The organism is Hydrogenobacter hydrogenophilus (assembly GCF_900215655.1).
Classification (GTDB): Bacteria; Aquificota; Aquificia; order Aquificales; family Aquificaceae; genus Hydrogenobacter; species Hydrogenobacter hydrogenophilus.
In genome coordinates, this window is record NZ_OBEN01000002.1 from 14,930 (window position 1) to 33,347 (window position 18,418).

Here is an 18,418-nt window from a genome sequence, read left to right on the forward strand (position 1 = left end):
GGATAAAATTATAACACTCCGTATAATGTTTCGTGGACTTTTAACTTTTTGAGTAGCTTCTTCCAAAAGCTCTGGCTTTCTTCTCTTGGTAGCATGTCCTTTTTGCCCCTTGGTGCTATTAGGTACACATCTATACCTTCTGTCTGCAAGATGAGGTCTTTGTATATACCGCCTGCAAAGGCACCCTCCCTCCGTGGCTTGCCCAAGATGATTTTGGTGATACCCTCCCTTTTGGCGTAGTTGATGATCTCCTTTGCCACATTGTTGCCTTTTAGAACCTCTACCCTACCTCCTAAGCGTTTGGTGAGTTCTATAGCTTTGTTTAGCCAGTTCTTCTCCTCTTCGGTGAAGTTTTTGGCTCTGTCTGTTTCTACATACAAGGCTATCCACTCTACACCCCCAAGCTCAGAGGAGAGCCTATAGGTTGCTCTCACAAGCTGTGTGGCGTAAGGGCTTGCGTATATACCTACGAGTAATTTCTCCTTAAAGCCAAGAGGTCCCGAAAAGCCTCTCTGTCTTAGGTACTCTTTGAGCCTTTCGTCCAGCTGTTCTGCAAGCACCCTTAGGGCTAATGTCCTCAAAGCTATCAGGTTTCCTATCCTGAAAAACCTGTTGACTGCCTCCTGTGCCATGTCCTTCACATAAACCTTACCCTCTTTTAGCCTTTTGAGAAGGTCCCTTGGGGGTAAGTCTATGAGCTTTATTTCTTTGGCACTCTTCACAAAGGGGTCGGGGACCGTCTCCTTTACTTCCACACCTGTAATTTGCAAAACTATGTCCTTTAGACTCTCTAAGTGCTGTATATTCATGGCGGTAAAGACATCTATGCCTGCGTCTAAGACCTTCTTTATGCTCTGGTACCTCTTCTCTTCAGGAAAGCCGGGGGGATTTGTGTGAGGTAGCTCGTCTATGATCACTATCTGTGGCTTTCTGCTCAGTATACTCTCGTAGTCTACCTCTTTTAGTTTGAGACCCTTGTACTCCACCACCTTGGGCTCTATGACCTCAAGGCCTTCTAAGAGGGCATCCGTTTCTGGTCTTTGGTGGGTCTCTGCGTAGCCTACCACTATGTCTATACCTTCCTTTTTGAGAAGGTGTGCGTCATAAAGCATGGCGTAAGTTTTACCCACACCTGGCGCATAGCCCAGATAAACGGTGAGATTTCCTACACCGATAGGCTCTTCTTTGTATGCCTCGCTTAGCTCCAAAAGTTCCTGCGCCAGAAGTTCTCTCTCTATGTCCCTATCTTCTATGTCCATGCTTTTCTATAACCTCCAAAAGCTCCAAGTTGAGCATAAGGATGTTTACCCTCTCCTGTCCCAAAAAGCCAAAGGTTCTCCCTTCTGTGTGCTTCTGTATCATTTGGCGTAGCTCTTCTTCCGGTATGCCTGTGTTCTTGGAGACGCGCTCCACCTGTGCGTAGACTGCGGAGGGAGGCAGATGAGGGTCTAGTCCGCTTGCGGACGCAAAGACCAAGTAGGATGGGATGGGTTCTTTTATGTCTTGCTTTTTGAGGTTTTCTAACCTCTCTTTTACCCCTTTGTATAGTTCAGGGTTGGTGGGTCCCAAGTTGGAGCCTCCGCTGGAAAGCGTGTCGTAGTTTGTAGCAGATGGCCTGCTGTAGAAAAGGTATGGGCTCTGGAAGGGTTGGGCTATTAACTCTGAGCCTACAGGCTGTCCTTTGTAGTACACGATGCTTCCCTTGGCTTTTTCTCTGAAGACTACCTGAGACACGAGCGTGATCAAGAGAGGATACACCAAGCCCGTAATAATAAGGAGTAGTATGTATAGCTTTGTGGTCTTTAGAAGATCTCTCATGGCACCTTACCCCACAAAGAACTCTATAAGGTGGTATATGAGCTTTATGGCTACGAAGGGTGCTATCACACCACCCACGCCGTAGATGAGAAGGTTATACACAAAGAGCTTGTCAGGTGCCACCGCCCTGTAGAAGGCTCCCTTTAGGGCAAGGGGTGTAAGAGCGGGTATGATCAGTGCGTTGAAAATGACCGCAGAAAGCACTGCTACATACGGGTCTTCTAAGCGTAGGATATTGAGCTTGTCTAAGTGTGGAAAGATGGGACTGACTGCGGAGGGCACTATTACAAAGTACTTGGCTATATCGTTGGCTATGGAAAAGGTGGTAAGGGCACCCCTCGTTATGAGCATGCTCTTTCCTACCTCCACTATGTCCAAGAGCTTAGAAGGGTCTGAGTCTAAGTCTATGAGGTTTGCAGCCTCTCTTGCCGCCTGAGTGCCTGCGTTCATAGCAACCGCTACATCTGCCTGCGCCAATGCTGGTGCGTCGTTTGTACCATCACCTGTCATCGCCACTATGTAGCCTTGTTTCTGTAAGTCCCTGACGAGGTTAAGCTTGTCTTCGGGTTTTGCCTCTGCCACGAAGTCGTCCACACCTGCTTCCTTTGCTATTGCGGATGCGGTCAGGGGATTGTCACCAGTTATCATGATGGACTTTATGCCCATGTTCCTTAGTTTGGCAAGCCTTGCCTTTATGCCCTCTTTTAGCACATCCTTTAGTGCCACCACTCCCACCACCTCTTTGTCTTTGACTACCACCAACGGAGTAGCACCACTCATGGCTATCCTACCCACCACCCTCTCAAGCTCTGGGGGAAGCGTGCCACCTATCCTTAGGATATACTCCTTTACCGCGCTGAAAGCTCCTTTGCGGTAGCTATGACCGTCTACTTCTACACCGCTCATCTTGGTCTCTGGGGTGAAGGGTATAACCTTTACATTCTTGGGCAGGGCGTCTGACCGTACACCGAGGGTCTTCTTTGCCAACTCCATTATGCTCTTGCCCTCTGGTGTCTCGTCCGCTATGGATGCTATCATGGCAGTGTGCACGCATTCCTCAAAGGTGTGGTTTCCCACTGGTATAAATTCGGAAGCCATCCTGTTGCCCAGCGTGATGGTGCCTGTTTTGTCCAGCAGAAGCACATTGACATCTCCCGCTGCCTCTATGGCTCTTCCGGAAAGGGCTACTACATTTCTTCTAAAGAGCCTGTCCATACCCGCTATGCCTATGGCAGGCAAGAGTGCTGCTATGGTAGTGGGTGCAAGACACACAAAAAGAGCCATAAGGATGGTTATGGATGCGGGCTCACCCCTACCTGTAGTTCTTACAAGGTACTCAGAAAGCACCCTAAAGTTTAGCACCACCACCAAGAATATGGCGGTGAGAGATACAAGAAGGACCTCAAGGGCTCTCTCGTTGGGTGTCTTTCTACGCTTTGCTGTCTCTATCATGCCTATCATCTTGTCTAGGAAGGTCTCTCCGGGGTTTGCTGTTATCTTCACCACTATCCTACCAGCTACCACCTTGGTACCTCCTATGACTGCGTTTCTGTCCGAACCCGCCTCCCTGATCACAGGTGCGGACTCTCCCGTGACTGCCGCCTCGTTCACAAGCGCTGCACCCTCTACTATCTCACCATCGCCTGGAATGATGTCTCCCTCCTCCACAAGCACCAAGTCTCCTTTCCTCAGGTCCGTAGAGCTCACCGTATCGTAGGGGCTATCGGGCAAAGGCTCTCTGAGCTTTTTAGCCATCACTGCGGTTTTGTAGCTCTTTAGGGACTCTGCCCTCGCCTTGCCTCTTATCTCTGATAGGCTCTCCGCAAAGTTAGAAAGCAAAACAGTGAGCCATAGCCAAAAGGTAGTCCATCCTGTGAACCAAAGTACGCCCTTTTTGTAGCCCAAAGCCTCCAGCACGAACTCCACAGTGAGCACTATGGCACCTAACTCCACAGAGAACATCACAGGATTGTGCCAGAGGTCAAGGGGGTTAAGTTTCTTGAAGGAGCCATAGAGCGCCTTTACAAGGAGATCCCTACCAAAAGCACCGTTTTTCATGTTTAGTTTCCTGCGTACAGCAGAAAGTGCTCAAGCACAGGACCCATAGAAAGAGCCGGGAACAGGCCAAGGACATTTATGAGCAGTATCACAAATATGAGCCAGATGGCAAAAACCAGACTGTCTTCTCTGAGGTTGTGGGGGCTTTGGGGTACCGTCTTCTTATGAGAGAAGCTACCTGCGAGGAACAGAAGGGCAACTATGGGCACATACCTACCTACAAACATAGCAAAGGCAGTTGAGAGGTTATAAAAGATCGTGTTGGCATTCAAGCCCGCAAAGGCACTTCCGTTGTTGTTGGCAGTAGAGGTATAAGCATAGAGCACTTCAGTGATGCCGTGAGGTCCGGGGTTGAGTATAGAGGTGGTGCCTGCCTTGGTTTTGAGTGCAACAGAGGAAAGGAAGAGGATCAAGAAGGTAGATGTCAGAGCTGCGATAACGGATGCCCACATATCTCTGGGGTAGAGCTTTTTTTGCAGGAACTCGGGCACTCTGCCCACCATCAAACCTGCGATGAATGCGGATATTATCATATAGGCTATCATGCCGTACAGACCCGCTCCTACTCCCCCAAAGGCAACACCCAGAGCCATCAACATTAGAGGTATCATGCCTGCCAAAGGTAGGTAAGAGTCAAACATGCCATTGACCGCGCCCGTCTCTGCGGAGTCCGTGACCACGCCAAAGAGAGCACTACCAGATATCCCAAAGCGCGTCTCCTGACCCTCCACATAAGGACCCTCTATACCCATACGCGCAAAGTCTGGATGAGGTTTAGACATGTAAAGGTACTCAAAAATCAAAGCACTCACAAATATAGCCAGCATAACCCCGTACAGCACAAGACCCAGCCTGCGCCTACCTGTGAGCTTTCCAAAGGTATAGGTCAGGGATGCAGGTATCATCAGCATAAGAAGACACTCAAAGAAGTTAGAAAGGGGCGTAGGATTTTCAAAGGGATGGGCAGAGTTAGCACCAAAGAAACCACCTCCGTTGGTACCCAAAAGCTTTATAACCTCTTGACTTGCCACAGGACCCATGGGTATGATCTGCTCTTTGCCACCAAAAGCTGGGTCTAAGAGCTTTACCTTTACATATGGGTCAAGGTTCTGTATCACTCCTTGGCTCACCAAAAAGATGGCACCAAACACGGATATGGGAAGCAGTACATACAGAGTGGCTCTCGTGATATCCACCCAGAAGTTGCCTATGTAGGGAGTTTCCGCTCTGGTTATGCCCCTCAAAAGTGCCAAGACCACCACTATACCCGTGGATGCAGAAAGAAAGTTTTGGACCGCAAGGCCCATCATCTGGGAAAGGTAAGAGATAGTGTTTTCACCTGAGTAAGCTTGCCAGTTTGTGTTGGTAGTGAAACTCACCGCAGTATTGAGCGCAAGGTTCCAAGAAAAGCCCCCAAAGCCCTGAGGGTTCAGAGGTAAGTATCCCTGAAAGACAAGTAAGAGAAAGAGCACTACCATACCCAATATGTTGAAGGAAAGCAAATGAAAAGCGTACTCCTTCCAGTTCATCTCCTTTTGTGGGTCTATACCCAAAACTTTGCAGATAAGCGCCTCCCCTGGCAGAAGCTTAGCGCTAAAGACCCTTGCCATATACTCCCCTAAAAGGGGTCTTATCAAGCTTAAGAGGACCAAAAAGACAACAAAGGTTAAAACATCAGGAATGAGTGTTTGCATGATAATTAATTATAAGTTTTATCTTATCCACCACATCCTTTATTATCCAATCTGGAGTAGAAGCTCCTGCAGTTATACCAACTTTTTTCACACCTACGAACCACTCCCTATTTATCTCGTCTGCAGTTTCTATATGATATGTGTTTGGATTTAGGCTTTTAGATATCTGATAGAGCCTCCTGGTGTTCCCACTGTTTTTACCCCCTATTATGATCATCACATCAACTTCAGGTGCAAGCTTGTAAACATCTTCTTGTCTCTCTGAGGTGGCATTGCATATGGTGTTTATTATCTTCACCTCTTTTGCCCAAAGAGCTATTTCACCTACCACCTCTTTGAAAAACTGTTCGTCTTGAGTTGTTTGCGCCACAATACCCACTTTATCTTTACCGAGAACAGAAAGGAGGTCCTCTCTCTTCTCAACAACTGTGCCTTCCCCACCGACCTCTTGAAGGTAGCCCAATGTGCCTATGACCTCGGGATGGTTCCTCTCACCCACAAGGACGACAAAATATCCCTCCTTAGAGAGTTGCACCACAGCTTCGTGTACAGCCTTTACATAAGGGCATGTAGCATCAACTATATTCAAACCTATAGCTCTAAGCTTTCTTTCTTTGTAAGGTGGTATGCCGTGCGACCTTATGATGACTGTATCTCCTTCTTTTAAGTCCTCCTCCTGTTTTAGAAGTTCAACTCCTTCTTTTCTTAGTCTTTCTACCTCCTGTGGGTTGTGTATGAGGGGTCCCATGGTGAAAACCCTTTTACCCTCTTTGGCAAGCTGTGAGGCTTTTTCAGCCATGTGTATAGCTCTCTTTACTCCAAAACAAAATCCTGCATGGGGTGCTATCAATATCTCAACCATGAATAAAAATATAGCCCATATTGTATAATAGGGGTATGTTGAAAGAAGGGGAAAAAGCACCAGATTTTTGTTTGGAAGGTATAGATGAAGAAGGAAAGGAAGGCAGGTTCTGCCTTAAGGACTTTTTGGGAAAGCCTCTTGTTCTGTACTTTTACCCAAAGGATGACACACCCGGCTGTACCCAAGAAGCTTGCGATTTTAGAGACAATATGTCTGTACTTAGCTCTATGGGTATAAAGGTTATAGGCATAAGCCCTGACAGTTTATCCTCTCATAAAAAATTCAGAGAAAAATACGGACTTAACTTTACTTTACTCAGCGACCCAAACAAAGAGGTGGCAAAACTTTATTTTGCATACGGTAAAAAGAAGATGTACGGAAAAGAAATGGAAGGCATTATAAGAAGCACCTTTTTAATAGACAAAGAGGGAAAGATAGTAAAAGCTTGGTACAATGTAAAAGCCAAAGGGCATGTGGAAAGTGTGTTAAAGGATCTAAAGGGATTAAATTTATAGACAAGGAGCGTTAAAAATGCAAGTATCCGAGCTTTTGGAGTATGTATCTGACAAGAGGTTAAGAAGCATAGGAGAAAAGGTATTAAAGGGTGATAGGCTTTCCTTTGATGATGCGGTTTACATGTTCTACTCTAATGAACTTACCTTTATAGGAGCGCTTGCGGAGTATGTGAATAGGAAAAAGAATGGTATGTTTGCTTACTTTATTGTAAACAGACAGATAAATCCAACAAATGTTTGTGTGTATCAGTGTAGTTTCTGTGCCTTTGGAGTGGTCAAATCTGATCCAAGAGCTTACGAGATGAGTCTTGAAGAAATACTCAAAAAAGTGGAAGAGACTTATGCTCAAGGTGGTAGAGAAATTCACATGGTTGGAGGATTGCCACCTCACTGGAAGGTAGAGGATTACATAAAGCTCGTGAGGGAGATAAAGAAGGCTTTTCCTAAAATAACTGTAAAGGCATGGACAGCGGTAGAGATACATCACATGTCAAAAATATCAGGAAGGTCCTATGAGGACATACTAAAAGAGCTTTTGGATGCAGGGCTTGAGGTGCTCCCGGGTGGTGGTGCGGAAATATTCTCTGAGAGAGTCAGAAAAGTAATAGCACCTTATAAAGCCAGCGCGGAAGAGTACCTTCAGGTTCATAAAACAGCTCACAAGCTTGGCATTCCTACAAATGCAACTATGCTCTACGGTCATATAGAAACTTATGAAGAGAGAGTGGAGCACATGCTAAAACTTAGGGAACTTCAGGACGAAACTGGAGGTTTTCAAGTTTTCATACCTTTAGCTTACTGGCCAGAAGGTACCAAGTTAGGTGGAAAAAGGACATCTTCCGTTGATGACTTAAAGACAATAGCTATATCAAGGCTCTTCCTTGACAACTTTAATCACATAAAAGCCTACTGGATCACCTTAGGAGAAAAGATAGCACAAATAGCTCTAAACTTTGGAGCTGATGACTTGGATGGCACCATAGAAGAAGAAAAGATAGTACACTCTGCGGGTACCAAATCCGCCTACGGACATTCAAAGGAAAAGCTCATAAAACTAATAAGAGACGCACAAAAAATACCCGTTGAGAGGGACACCTTTTACAGACCTGTAAGCATATACAGTAGTTAAGTTAAAAGACCTTTTCAACAAAAGCCTTGAATTTCGCCCTGAATATAGACTTGCTGAACCTTTCTGCGTTCTGCCTTATATCTTCCGAGGAAAACTTATCTGCTAACTTTTCAAACTTATTTATAGCTTGAACAAGAGCGTCTTTATTCTGATCCCAAAAGAGTATACCTGTCTTTCCATCTACAACTATTTCACTGGCACCACCTTTTCCGTATGCTATAACTGGTACACCACAAGCTTGAGCTTCTACCATAGCTATACCAAAGTCCTCTTGAGCCATGTAAATGAAGGCTTTTGCCTTTGAAAGATAATCCCTTAACTGCTCACGGCTCACATGTCCAAGAAACTCCACATTTCTTCCTGCAAGTTTTTTCAGTCTTTCGTAATCTGGACCATCTCCCACAACAAGTAGCTTTTTGTCTTTCAACAATGAAAAAGCACCGATAATGATGTCCACCTTCTTGTAGGGTACAAGCCTTGAGACGGTTATGTAGTAATTTTCACTTGCACATCTTTCAGTCTGAAGGAAAAATTCTGTATCCACAGGAGGATATATAACCTCTGCCTGCCTACCGTACAACTTTTCTATACGCTTTGCAACAAAAATAGAGTTTGCTATAAAATGGTCCACCCTTTGGGCACTCACATAATCCCAAAGTCTTATATAGTGTAGAAAAAATCCCGCTAAAAGTTTTCCTATACCCAAATGGAGCATGTACTGATGATAAAGATCCCACGCATATCTCATAGGTGTATGACAGTAGCATATGTGAACCTGTCCTGAGTGTCTCAGAATACCTTTGGCTACAGCGTGGGAAGAGGATATTATTAGGTCATACTCAGAAAGATCAAATTGCTCCACCGCTAAAGGAAACAGAGGCAGGTAATAACGATAGAACTTTTTTGAAAAGGGAAGATTTTGAATAAAGGAGGTATAAACTTCTGCAGAGCTCAAAACGCTCTTAGAAAATTTGGAACTATTATAAAGAAGCGTATATATGGGCGATGGGTAAAGCTTATATATCTCTTCAAGCACTAACTCAGCACCACCGTAAGACAAAAGCCAATCGTGTACTATAGCAGTCCTCATGATAATATAATATCAAAAGAATTTCACACCCACATAGCTTATGCTTGCAAATCAAAAACTAAAAGTTAATATGATTTTTATCACAAAAACTTGTTTAGTGCTTGTAATTCTAAGAAAACAAAACTCACATGTGTTAATATAATGTCATTTAATTAAATTCTTGTCGGATAACAACTTGTAGAGAATTTCACATCCCTAAAAATTCATTCGTAAAATCAATAACTTATGAACCAAGAATTCCACATGGAATTTCACATTTTCTCCACATATTTTTACCCCTTTTAGGTGTGTATGCATAAGTCATTGAAAATGCGTAATTTTTACCAAGAGATTTTCACATTAGCCAAAGGCTTGATACACAAGCCTCATAATAGAATTTCACATCATTTAGCATAAGTCATTGAAATTACGGAACATTTTTAATTAAAGGAAAACCTACAGAATCAACCGTCTAAAATATGGGATGTGAAAGGTGTGAACAAAAATCATAACTTATTGATCTAACGATACATTTTTCAATAAAGGAAGTCTTTGAAAATCAACAATTTGAGATGTGGGATGTGAAATTCTTTTGAGCAAAATATTGAGCATCAAAGATTTGGGCTCTTTGGCATGTTTTTTGCTTTATTATTTATATTTTTTTATAATAAATAAAACAAGTATAAAAAGAAGGAAAAAAGGTATGATAAAGATAGAGGAATTGGCTAAACAGTTAAGCGCTCAAATAGTTCAAACTCATGTAAGTTGGGTACTCCTTTTGGAGGATGTGGTTTATAAGATAAAGAAACCTGTAAACTTTGGATTCTTAGACTACTCAACTCTTGAAAAGAGAAGGGAAAACTGCGAAAGAGAAGTTTTACTAAACAGAAGACTTTGTTCCAATGTATATCTTGGTGTTGTACCCATCAGCTATGTCAACGGCGTTTATATCTTGGAAGATGATAGCCATGTTGTTGAGTACGCGGTTAAGATGAGAAGAATACCTACAGAAAGACTTTTAATAAACATGCTTGATAAGGCATCTACTGACCATATGAAACTAATAGCTAAACGTGTATTTGAATTTCATACAAAAGTGGAAAGAAAAGATGAGTTTGGAAGGATTGAGATTATGAAGTTCAACACAGACGAAAATTTTCAACAAACACAAAAGTACATAGGAATAACTATAGATGCTCAAGATTACGCTTTTATAATGGAAAAAACGCAAACTTTTTACGAAAAGTACGGTGAACTTTTTGAGAAAAGGATAAGGAATGGTAGGATAAGGGACGGACATGGAGATTTAAGGCTTGAACATGTAGCTTTTTTGGATAATGGTATATGCATTTTTGATTGTATAGAGTTTAACGAACGCTTTAGGTGTGGTGATGTGATAAACGATATGTGCTTTTTGTCTATGGAGCTTGAGCTTTACGGAAGAGATGATCTGTCTAAGGTATATGAAGATGAATACAGGAAGCTTTCAAAGGATGAGGAATTTGATATATTCCTGCCATTCTTTAAGTGCTACAGGGCTTATGTGAGGGGAAAGGTGAACAGCTTTCTATTAGATGACCCAAACTATCCAAATAAAGAGCAAGCAAAGACTTTGGCTATTAAGCTTTTTAAGCTGAGTGCCAGTTATGCAAGGTTGATCTAAGAGTTTTTTGGTGTATATTTTACATAATAGAGCTTGAGGGACCTTTGGTCCCTTGTTGAAGGGGGCGAATGGCTTCGACGGGGACAGTAGGTAGAGAGTAGCAGGCAGGGTGGCAACCTTAATAGCCAAAGCAAACAGTTCCCGAAGCACAGCTCGCTCTCGCTGCCTAAGAAAAGGTAGCGGCTCACCGGTGGCTTGGCCTCTGGGTTGCCGGATGGGTTCAGAGACAGAGGTGTAGGGAAGGGTTCTTGCAGGGTGGAACCTTCCCGAAAGGAAAACCCTGCCTACCTTCGGGAGTTTGCAGGTGGACGCCCGAAGGTCAGTAGGAAAACACCTGCTAAGCCTGTAGATGCTCTCTTGCCGGGCTGTCCTCGGACGGCGGTTCGATTCCGCCCGCCTCCACCAAAATTAAGGAACTTCCACCTTAGTGAGTATTTCCTCTACTATAACTTTTGGGTCTGTATCTCCCCTTGTTATGATCCTGTGAGGAAGTACAAGGGGACAAAGCTCTATTATGTCTTCTGGGACTACAAAGTCTCTACCTTTCACGTAAGCAAGTGCTTTGGCACAGCTGACTAGGTGTATGGCTCCTCTTGTTGACACGCCAAGTAGTACATCAGGATGAGACCTTGTTTGGTTTATGATCTCCACTACAAACCTTCCTACATCAGGCGATATGTAAAACCTCTTTATCTGGTTTATAGTGCTTAAGATCTCTTGTGGTTTTACTACTGGGCTTAGCTTGTCTACCTTTTCAATGGGGTTTTCTCCCCTTATTATTTGCATTTCCGTTTCTGGATCTGGGTATCCTATGGAAAGCCTCATGCTAAACCTATCAAGCTGAGATTCTGGAAGGGGATAAGTGCCATACTGCTCAATGGGATTTTGCGTTGCTATAACAAAGAAAGGTAAGGGAAGTTCGTAAGTTATACCTTCTACGCTCACTTTGGACTCTGCCATAGCTTCCAGAAGGGCACTTTGAGTCTTAGGTGTTGCTCTGTTTATCTCATCTGCCAGGACTATGTTGTGAAATATTGGACCATGTTTAAAAACAAAGGTTTTCTTAGATTGGTCATAAACGCTTACACCTATTATGTCAGAAGGTAAGAGGTCGCTCGTGAACTGAATCCTTGCAAAAGATAATCCAAGCACCTTAGAAAGGGCAAGGGCTAAGGTAGTTTTACCAACACCCGGTACATCCTCAAGTATAAGATGTCCCCCAGAGAGAAAGCAAACCAAAGAGTAAGTTATCACATCATCCTTTCCTTTAAGAACTGAGCTAATCTCATCTACTATTCTGCTTATGTCCATAGGTTATAATTTTAATCATGCAGATAAACGAAAAAAGTATTGTTCAAAAAGTAAAAGAACTTGTAGAACCTATAGTAAAAAGCATGGGTTTTAGGCTTTTTGATGTGGAATTCAAACCAGAAAGGGGATGGGTTTTGAGAGTTATATTGGACAAGGAGGGTGGCATAACTATAAGTGATTGTGAAGAAGTAAGTAAAAGACTAAGCTCGCTTCTTGATGTGGAAGATATAATACCCACATCTTACATACTTGAGGTATCATCTCCTGGTTTAACGAGAGAGCTTACTAAACCAGAACATTACGAATTTTTTAAAGGAAGACTAATAAGAGTTGTTTTGAGAGCACCTTTGGAGGGCAAGAGAGAGTTCAAAGGCTACATATCAGATGTAAAAGAGGGCATACTCCAACTCAAGGAAAGAGAAAGTGGCCAATTACTTCACATACCTTTTTCTGCCATAGCTAAGGCAAATCTGGAGATAGAAGGATGGTAAAAAACCTAAAAAAGCTCATAGAGCAGGTAGCCAAAGAGAAAAATCTGCCAGAATGGACAGTAGAAAACGCACTAAAAAACGCTATAGCCTTAGCTGTAAAAAAGGACAGAAAGCTAAAAGAAAATTTGCGCGTTGAGCTTTTAGAGGAAGGTATAAAAGTTTACATAGTTAAGAGAAAAAACTCAGAGGAATTAGCCTTTCCCTTGGATATATCTACAGAGGAAGTAAACAGGATTGCTGCTCATGTTGCAAAGGAAGAGTTTTTAAAGGAACTTGAAAAGGCAGAAGAGGAAAGGGGATATTTGGAGTTTGTAGAGCAAGAAGGTCAGATAGTTGTTGGTATAGTAAGGAGAATACTTGAAAACGGTGATGTGCTCGTAGACTTGGGTAAAGTTATGGGTATCCTTCCTAAAAGGGAGCAGATACCAAAAGAGGTGTATAGACAAGGGGAGAGAGTAAAAGCACTTCTTCTTGAGGTAAGAAAGCACAGGGGGAAGTACGAAATTATTCTTTCAAGGACACACCCCAAGTTTTTAAAAAAGCTTCTTGAAGCGGAAGTGCCTGAGATAAAAAGCGGAGAGATAGAAATAAAAGCCATAGCAAGAGAACCAGGAGAGAGAGCAAAAGTTTTGGTCCATGCAAAGGACATGAAAATGGATCCAGTGGGTGTGATAGTAGGGCTTAAAGGATCGCGCATAAACCCCATATCTAAGGAACTTTCAGGGGAAAAGATAGATGTGATAAGGTGGACAGATAATCCGGAGGAACTCATAAAGAAAAGTCTATCTCCTGCACCTGTGGTAAAAGTTAGACTTATTCCTCAGGAAAAAAGGGCAGAAGTTGCTGTACCAAAGGACAAGCTATCCTTAGCTATAGGTAAACACGGTGTTAATGTAAAGCTTGCTAACAGAATAACCGGCTGGTACATAGATGTGCTCTCAGAGGAAGACTTTGAAAGGTTAACCGCTCTGAAATGAAGGTCCTACCTGAACTTTCCATAAAAAAGATGGTTTATGGGGGATACGGTCTTGCGGATTACGAAGGAAAGAAGGTGTTTGTTAGGTATTCTGCACCCATGGAGCTTGTCTCTGCAGAAGTAATAAAGGAGAAAAAGGATCATGTAGAAGCGGTAGTAAAAGATATAATACTGAGTTCCCCTTGGAGAAGACAAGCACCTTGTAAGTACTACACCTACTGTGGAGGTTGTCAGCTTCAACACATACACCCAGACAAACAGGTTAAGATAAAGGAGGAGATTCTTTTGGAGAGTCTACAACGCATTGCACACATAAGTATAAACAGGCTCTGGGATAGCATAAAGTCAGGACAAGAATTTGGATACAGGATAAAAGCGCAATTTAAAGTTCAAAGCGGTAAGCTTGGGTTTTTTGCATGGGGAACTCACGAACTTGTGAGTATAGAAGAATGTCTTTTGCTACATCCAGCTATAAATGGGCTTATTCCTTCCCTCAGAGAGCTTATTAAGAAAGTCAAAGACCTTCAGGAACTTCATGTGCTTTATTCTCCTACTGAAGATGAGTTTCTTTTAAAACTCATAACACCTACTGCGTGTGATGTAAATAAGATGAGAACTCTAAAAGAGAGACTGCTACCCAAAAAGGTTGTAGGTATAGGTAATTATTCCAAGTTAGGGGATCAGCTTATTAAGAGGTATCACATAGGAAGAAACTTTACCTACATGCAAGTGGGAAAGTATCGCTACAGGGTAAGCAACGATTCTTTCTTTCAAGTAAACTTCACTCTTTGGGAGGAGCTTATAAGGAGCGTTGTTGTAGGTAGCTACAGAAAGGTAGTTGAGCTTTACTGTGGTGCTGGTTTTTTTAGTATTCCCCTATCCGAAATTTCTAACTTTCTTTTATCCTCTGACAGTAATCCGTCTGCAATAAGGGATGCAGAATACAACGCTAAGTTAAACATGAGGGATAACATAGTCTTTTCCCAAGAGAGTGCCTATCAAACTCTAAAAAATTACGCCGGAGAAGTTATAGACCTTCTGTTTCTTGACCCACCAAGAGGTGGGCTTACCCAGGAAGAAACCAAGCTTATACTCCAGAACAGACCAAAAGAGATCATATATGTGTCCTGCAACCCTACCACATTAGCAAGAGATATAGGCAAGCTTACAAGTGGAGGATACACTCTAAAAGGCATAAGGCTTATAGACAACTTTCCACAGACATATCACATAGAAAGCGTGGCTTACCTAAGCCAACAATAGAAGTTTTCGTATTTTCAATAATTTTGCATTTCGTCTATCTGTGCTTTACTTTATAACCTTCCAAGAGTTTGACTTGAGTATTCTATCAGATTAACATTCATCTGGGGGAAGGTCTTATGGGCAACCAAGTACCGCCTGCTGGAGGATGGTTGCTCAAAAGAAGGCGGGATATAAATACTCCAGCCGTAGGCTATTATCAGCCTACGAAAGAAAGGGAAAGGTTATGTACGTAATAAAGAGGAACGGACTTAAAGAGTCTATGGATATATCCAAGATACGCATAGTTATAGACTTTGCCTGCAAAGGCTTGAGGGTTGATCCCCTTGAGCTGGAAGCGGATGCACAGATTCAGTTCCGTGAAGGCATAACAACGAAGGAAATACAACAGCTTCTTATAAGGACCGCTGCGGAAAAAGTATCTCCACAGAGTCCCGATTGGCAGTATGTGGCAGCAAGACTTCTTCTTTACGACCTTTATAAGGATGTGGGGCACCTACGTGGTTATAAGGTAAAAGACAAGATAAACGGAAAGTACAAGCCGTACAACCCAGATAGCTTTTTTGAGCTTGTTAGAACTTATGCAGAGAGGGGTATATACGGAGACTATCTTCTGAAAGAGTACTCAAAGGAAGATTTTAATACCTTAGCGCGCTACATGGATCCAGACAGAGACCTTCTTTTTAACTATACGGGTATAAAAGTACTCTACGATAGGTATTTAGTAAGGGATGAGGATGGAAATGTTATAGAGCTTCCACAGGAAATGTACATGCTTATTGCCATGACTCTTGCTATACCAGAAAGAAAGGAAGATAGGATAAAGTACACAAAGCTTTTCTACGACCTTATGTCAAAACATGAGGTATCTTTAGCAACACCTACTCTTATGAACGCAAGAAGGCCTCACACTCAGCTTTCTTCCTGTTTTGTTTTAACTGTTGACGACGATCTTTATGACATATTTGACAATGTACAGAAAGCTGGTCAGATATCCAAGTTTGCTGGAGGCCTGGGTATATACCTTGGTAAAATAAGGGCAACAGGCTCTCCTATAAGGAAATTCAAAGGTGCAAGCTCTGGTGTGCTTCCTGTAGTTAAAATTCTCAACGATGTTATGGTTTATGTAGACCAGCTCGGGATGAGAAAGGGTTCAGCGAGCATCACCCTTGACATATGGCACAAGGATGTTCTGGAGTTTCTTGAGGTAAAAACTAACGTGGGTGATGAGCGCAAGAAGGCGCATGACATACACCCTGCCATATCCATACCAGACCTATTCATGAAGCGCCTAAAAAACAGGGAAAATTGGACTCTTTTAGATCCATATTACTGTAAGAATGTAAAAGATGGTAAAAACCTTGAAGACCTGTATGGTGAGGAGTTTGAAGAAGTTTACCAAAGACTTGAGAGGGAAGTGCCCCCAGATGCGAAAAAGGAGGTGGACGCCTTTGAGCTTTGGAAGAGGCTTCTTACTGTAGTGTTTGAGACAGGAGAGCCCTACATCTTCTTTAGGGATACCGCTAACAAGTTCAATCCCAACAAGCACTGCGGTATGGTGTACTCTTCTAACCTTTGTCATGAGATAGTCCAAAACATGTCTGTAAGCCAGCATGTAGAGGATTCTCTGGACCCATCAACAGGCTTGATAACCCATAGGAAAAAGTCTGGAGATGTAGTGGTGTGTAATCTTGGTTCTATAAACCTTGGAAAGGTTTATGAAAAAGCGGACATTGAAAGGGTTGTACCCCTTCTGGTGCGCATGTTGGACAATGTGATCTCTATGAACTACTACGCTATAAAAGAGGCAGAGTACACCAACAGACGCTACAGAGCTATAGGCATAGGTGTTAGCAACTACCACTACTGCCTTGTGAAAAACAACATACTCTGGGAGTCAGAGGAGCATCTTAGGTTTGCAAACTCACTCTTTGAAAGGATAGCCTACTATGCCATAAAAGGCTCTATGGAGCTTGCAAAAGAAAGGGGTAAGTATGAGCTCTTTGATGGCTCTGACTGGAGCAAGGGCGTATTTTTTGGCAGGTCTGCGGAGGAAAACCAAAGGCTATCTGAGCAGAATGGAAACAATTTAGATTGGATAGGTCTTGCAGAGGAGGTCAAAAGATACGGCTTACGCAATGCTTACCTTCTGGCGCTTATGCCAACAGGTAGCACTTCACTAATAGTGGGTGCCACACCTTCCATAGACCCCATATTCGCAAAGTACTACAAGGAAGAGAACATGTCAGGTATTCTTCCGCAGGTTCCGCCTGAAATAGACAAGTACTTCTGGCATTACAAATCTGCTTACTTGATAGATCAAGAATGGGTCATAAAGGCAGGTGCAGAAAGACAAAAGTGGATAGATCAGGCGCAGAGTTTAAATTTATTTATAGACCCTGAGCAGGTGGACGGACCTAAGCTCTCAAGGCTTTACGAACTTGCCTGGGAGCTTGGGCTAAAAACCGTGTATTACTGCAGAAGTAAAAGTTTAACAGAGATAGAGGAATGTGAAAGCTGTAGTGCCTAAGGAGGTTTTGCAATGGAAAGAACCATCATCTTTAATCCAGATGGAGACAGATCGGCAAGCAACAGAAGACTCTTGCATGGCAATCCTACCAACATTATGGAGTTAAACAATGTTAAGTACCAGTGGGCTTTTGACCTTTATAAAACCATGGGGTTTACCAACTTCTGGATTCCCGAGGAGATACCCATGCAAGAAGACAAGAAACAGTACGAAAAAGACCTTTCACCATACGAAAGAAGAGCGTACGAGATGGTGCTTAGCTTTTTAATAGCTCTTGATTCTTATCAAGTGAACATGCTAAAGGAATTTGCTCGCTACATTACAGCTCCAGAACTTGTTATGGCTCTTACCTCTCAAGAATTTCAGGAAGCTCTTCACTCTTACTCTTACCAGTTTATCCTTGAGAGCGTGGTAGACCCTATAAAAGCTGATGAAATATACAACTACTGGCGTCAAGATGAAGTGCTTATGGAACGCAACAAAGTCATAGCAGAACTTTACAATGAGTTTATAAGAAAGCCAACGGAAGAGAACTTTATAAAGGCAGTCTTTGGCAACTATGTGCTTGAGAGCCTCTACTTCTACTCTGGTTTTGCCTTCTTTTATACGCTGGGAAGACAGGGAAAGATGAGAAATACCGTACAACAGATAAAGTACATAAATAGAGATGAACTCACGCATGTGACTCTCTTTAGGAACATTATACTTACCCTAAGGGAAGAAAGCCCAGAGCTGTTTAGTCCAGAGATAGAAAAGTGGGTGTATGAGTTTTTCAAGTATGCGGTGGATGCGGAGATCAAGTGGGGTCAGTACGTGACCCAGAACCAGATACTTGGTATAAACAACACGCTCATAGATAGGTACATAAAGTATCTTGCCAACCTCAGGCTCACCCAACTTGGATACAAACCTCTTTATCCCAGCATAACCGAAAACCCAATGAAGTGGATAGACCAGTTTAGGACCATAAACGACACTAAAACGGACTTTTTCCAAGCAAAGCCACAGACCTACGCAAAAAGAAGCGAGCTAAAGTGGTAGT

15 protein-coding genes and 1 other RNA gene are annotated in these 18,418 nt (G+C 42.8%); 9 read left to right on the forward strand and 7 right to left on the reverse strand.

Annotated features, from left to right (window positions below; translation table 11 throughout):
- Positions 1-8 precede the first annotated feature (8 nt).
- From CP948_RS02785 to ispH, 5 genes are read right to left on the reverse strand one after another with little or no spacing between them, the layout of a single operon-like run.
- A complete protein-coding gene (locus CP948_RS02785; RefSeq protein ID WP_096600892.1) occupies positions 9-1,259 on the reverse strand; it encodes a histidine kinase in 1,251 nt (416 codons plus the stop codon).
- On the reverse strand, positions 1,243-1,818 hold the full coding sequence (gene kdpC / locus CP948_RS02790) for a potassium-transporting ATPase subunit KdpC (RefSeq protein WP_096600894.1): 576 nt from the start codon (positions 1,816-1,818) through the stop codon (positions 1,243-1,245). Before kdpC ends, CP948_RS02785 begins: the two co-directional genes overlap by 17 nt.
- A gap of 6 nt (positions 1,819-1,824) precedes the next feature.
- Complete coding sequence (gene kdpB, locus CP948_RS02795; RefSeq protein ID WP_096600896.1) at positions 1,825-3,876, reverse strand: potassium-transporting ATPase subunit KdpB; 2,052 nt, start codon at positions 3,874-3,876, stop codon at positions 1,825-1,827.
- Between the two features lie 2 nt (positions 3,877-3,878).
- Positions 3,879-5,570: a potassium-transporting ATPase subunit KdpA gene (gene kdpA, locus CP948_RS02800; protein ID WP_096600898.1), complete on the reverse strand. Its 1,692-nt coding sequence runs from the start codon at positions 5,568-5,570 to the stop codon at positions 3,879-3,881.
- Entirely contained in the window at positions 5,551-6,432 is an 882-nt protein-coding gene (ispH, locus tag CP948_RS02805) for a 4-hydroxy-3-methylbut-2-enyl diphosphate reductase (protein ID WP_096600900.1), read from the reverse strand. Before ispH ends, kdpA begins: the two co-directional genes overlap by 20 nt.
- Before the next feature lie 35 nt (positions 6,433-6,467).
- Between ispH and bcp the strand changes: the two genes are divergently transcribed.
- Entirely contained in the window at positions 6,468-6,947 is a 480-nt protein-coding gene (bcp, locus tag CP948_RS02810; protein WP_096600902.1) for a thioredoxin-dependent thiol peroxidase, read from the forward strand.
- A 16-nt stretch (positions 6,948-6,963) separates the two neighbouring features.
- On the forward strand, positions 6,964-8,076 hold the full coding sequence (mqnE, locus tag CP948_RS02815) for an aminofutalosine synthase MqnE (protein ID WP_096600904.1): 1,113 nt from the start codon (positions 6,964-6,966) through the stop codon (positions 8,074-8,076).
- Position 8,077: 1 nt separating this feature from the next.
- Here mqnE and CP948_RS02820 read toward each other — a convergent pair whose 3' ends face one another.
- On the reverse strand, positions 8,078-9,166 hold the full coding sequence (locus CP948_RS02820) for a glycosyltransferase family 4 protein (protein WP_096600906.1): 1,089 nt from the start codon (positions 9,164-9,166) through the stop codon (positions 8,078-8,080).
- Positions 9,167-9,848: 682 nt separating this feature from the next.
- Here CP948_RS02820 and CP948_RS02825 point away from each other — a divergent pair.
- Together CP948_RS02825 and ssrA are read left to right on the forward strand one after the other, a co-directional pair.
- The gene (locus tag CP948_RS02825) at positions 9,849-10,808 is read left to right on the forward strand and encodes a gluconokinase (RefSeq protein ID WP_096601267.1); all 960 of its coding nucleotides are present in this window, start codon (positions 9,849-9,851) and stop codon (positions 10,806-10,808) included.
- Positions 10,809-10,868: 60 nt separating this feature from the next.
- Positions 10,869-11,213, forward strand: a transfer-messenger RNA (tmRNA) gene (gene ssrA, locus CP948_RS02830).
- Between the two features lie 3 nt (positions 11,214-11,216).
- Here the strand turns inward: ssrA and CP948_RS02835 are convergent.
- Positions 11,217-12,119: an AAA family ATPase gene (locus CP948_RS02835; RefSeq protein WP_096600908.1), complete on the reverse strand. Its 903-nt coding sequence runs from the start codon at positions 12,117-12,119 to the stop codon at positions 11,217-11,219.
- Between the two features lie 17 nt (positions 12,120-12,136).
- Between CP948_RS02835 and CP948_RS02840 the strand changes: the two genes are divergently transcribed.
- The 5 genes from CP948_RS02840 to CP948_RS02860 all read left to right on the forward strand — a co-directional run bounded on the left by CP948_RS02840 (position 12,137) and on the right by CP948_RS02860 (position 18,417).
- Positions 12,137-12,610 carry a ribosome maturation factor RimP gene (locus CP948_RS02840; RefSeq protein WP_096600910.1) on the forward strand — a complete coding sequence of 158 codons (474 nt, stop codon included), beginning with the start codon at positions 12,137-12,139 and terminating at the stop codon, positions 12,608-12,610.
- Positions 12,604-13,587: a transcription termination factor NusA gene (nusA, locus tag CP948_RS02845; protein ID WP_096600912.1), complete on the forward strand. Its 984-nt coding sequence runs from the start codon at positions 12,604-12,606 to the stop codon at positions 13,585-13,587. Before CP948_RS02840 ends, nusA begins: the two co-directional genes overlap by 7 nt.
- The gene (locus CP948_RS02850) at positions 13,584-14,849 is read left to right on the forward strand and encodes a class I SAM-dependent RNA methyltransferase (RefSeq protein ID WP_096600914.1); all 1,266 of its coding nucleotides are present in this window, start codon (positions 13,584-13,586) and stop codon (positions 14,847-14,849) included. The genes nusA and CP948_RS02850 overlap by 4 nt, the downstream gene beginning before the upstream one ends.
- Positions 14,850-14,994: 145 nt before the next feature.
- Positions 14,995-17,376, forward strand: a complete 2,382-nt coding sequence (locus CP948_RS02855) for a ribonucleoside-diphosphate reductase subunit alpha (RefSeq protein ID WP_245810061.1) — start codon at positions 14,995-14,997, stop codon at positions 17,374-17,376.
- Positions 17,377-17,388: 12 nt separating this feature from the next.
- The gene (locus tag CP948_RS02860) at positions 17,389-18,417 is read left to right on the forward strand and encodes a ribonucleotide-diphosphate reductase subunit beta (protein WP_096600916.1); all 1,029 of its coding nucleotides are present in this window, start codon (positions 17,389-17,391) and stop codon (positions 18,415-18,417) included.
- The last annotated feature ends 1 nt before the right edge of the window (position 18,418 follow it).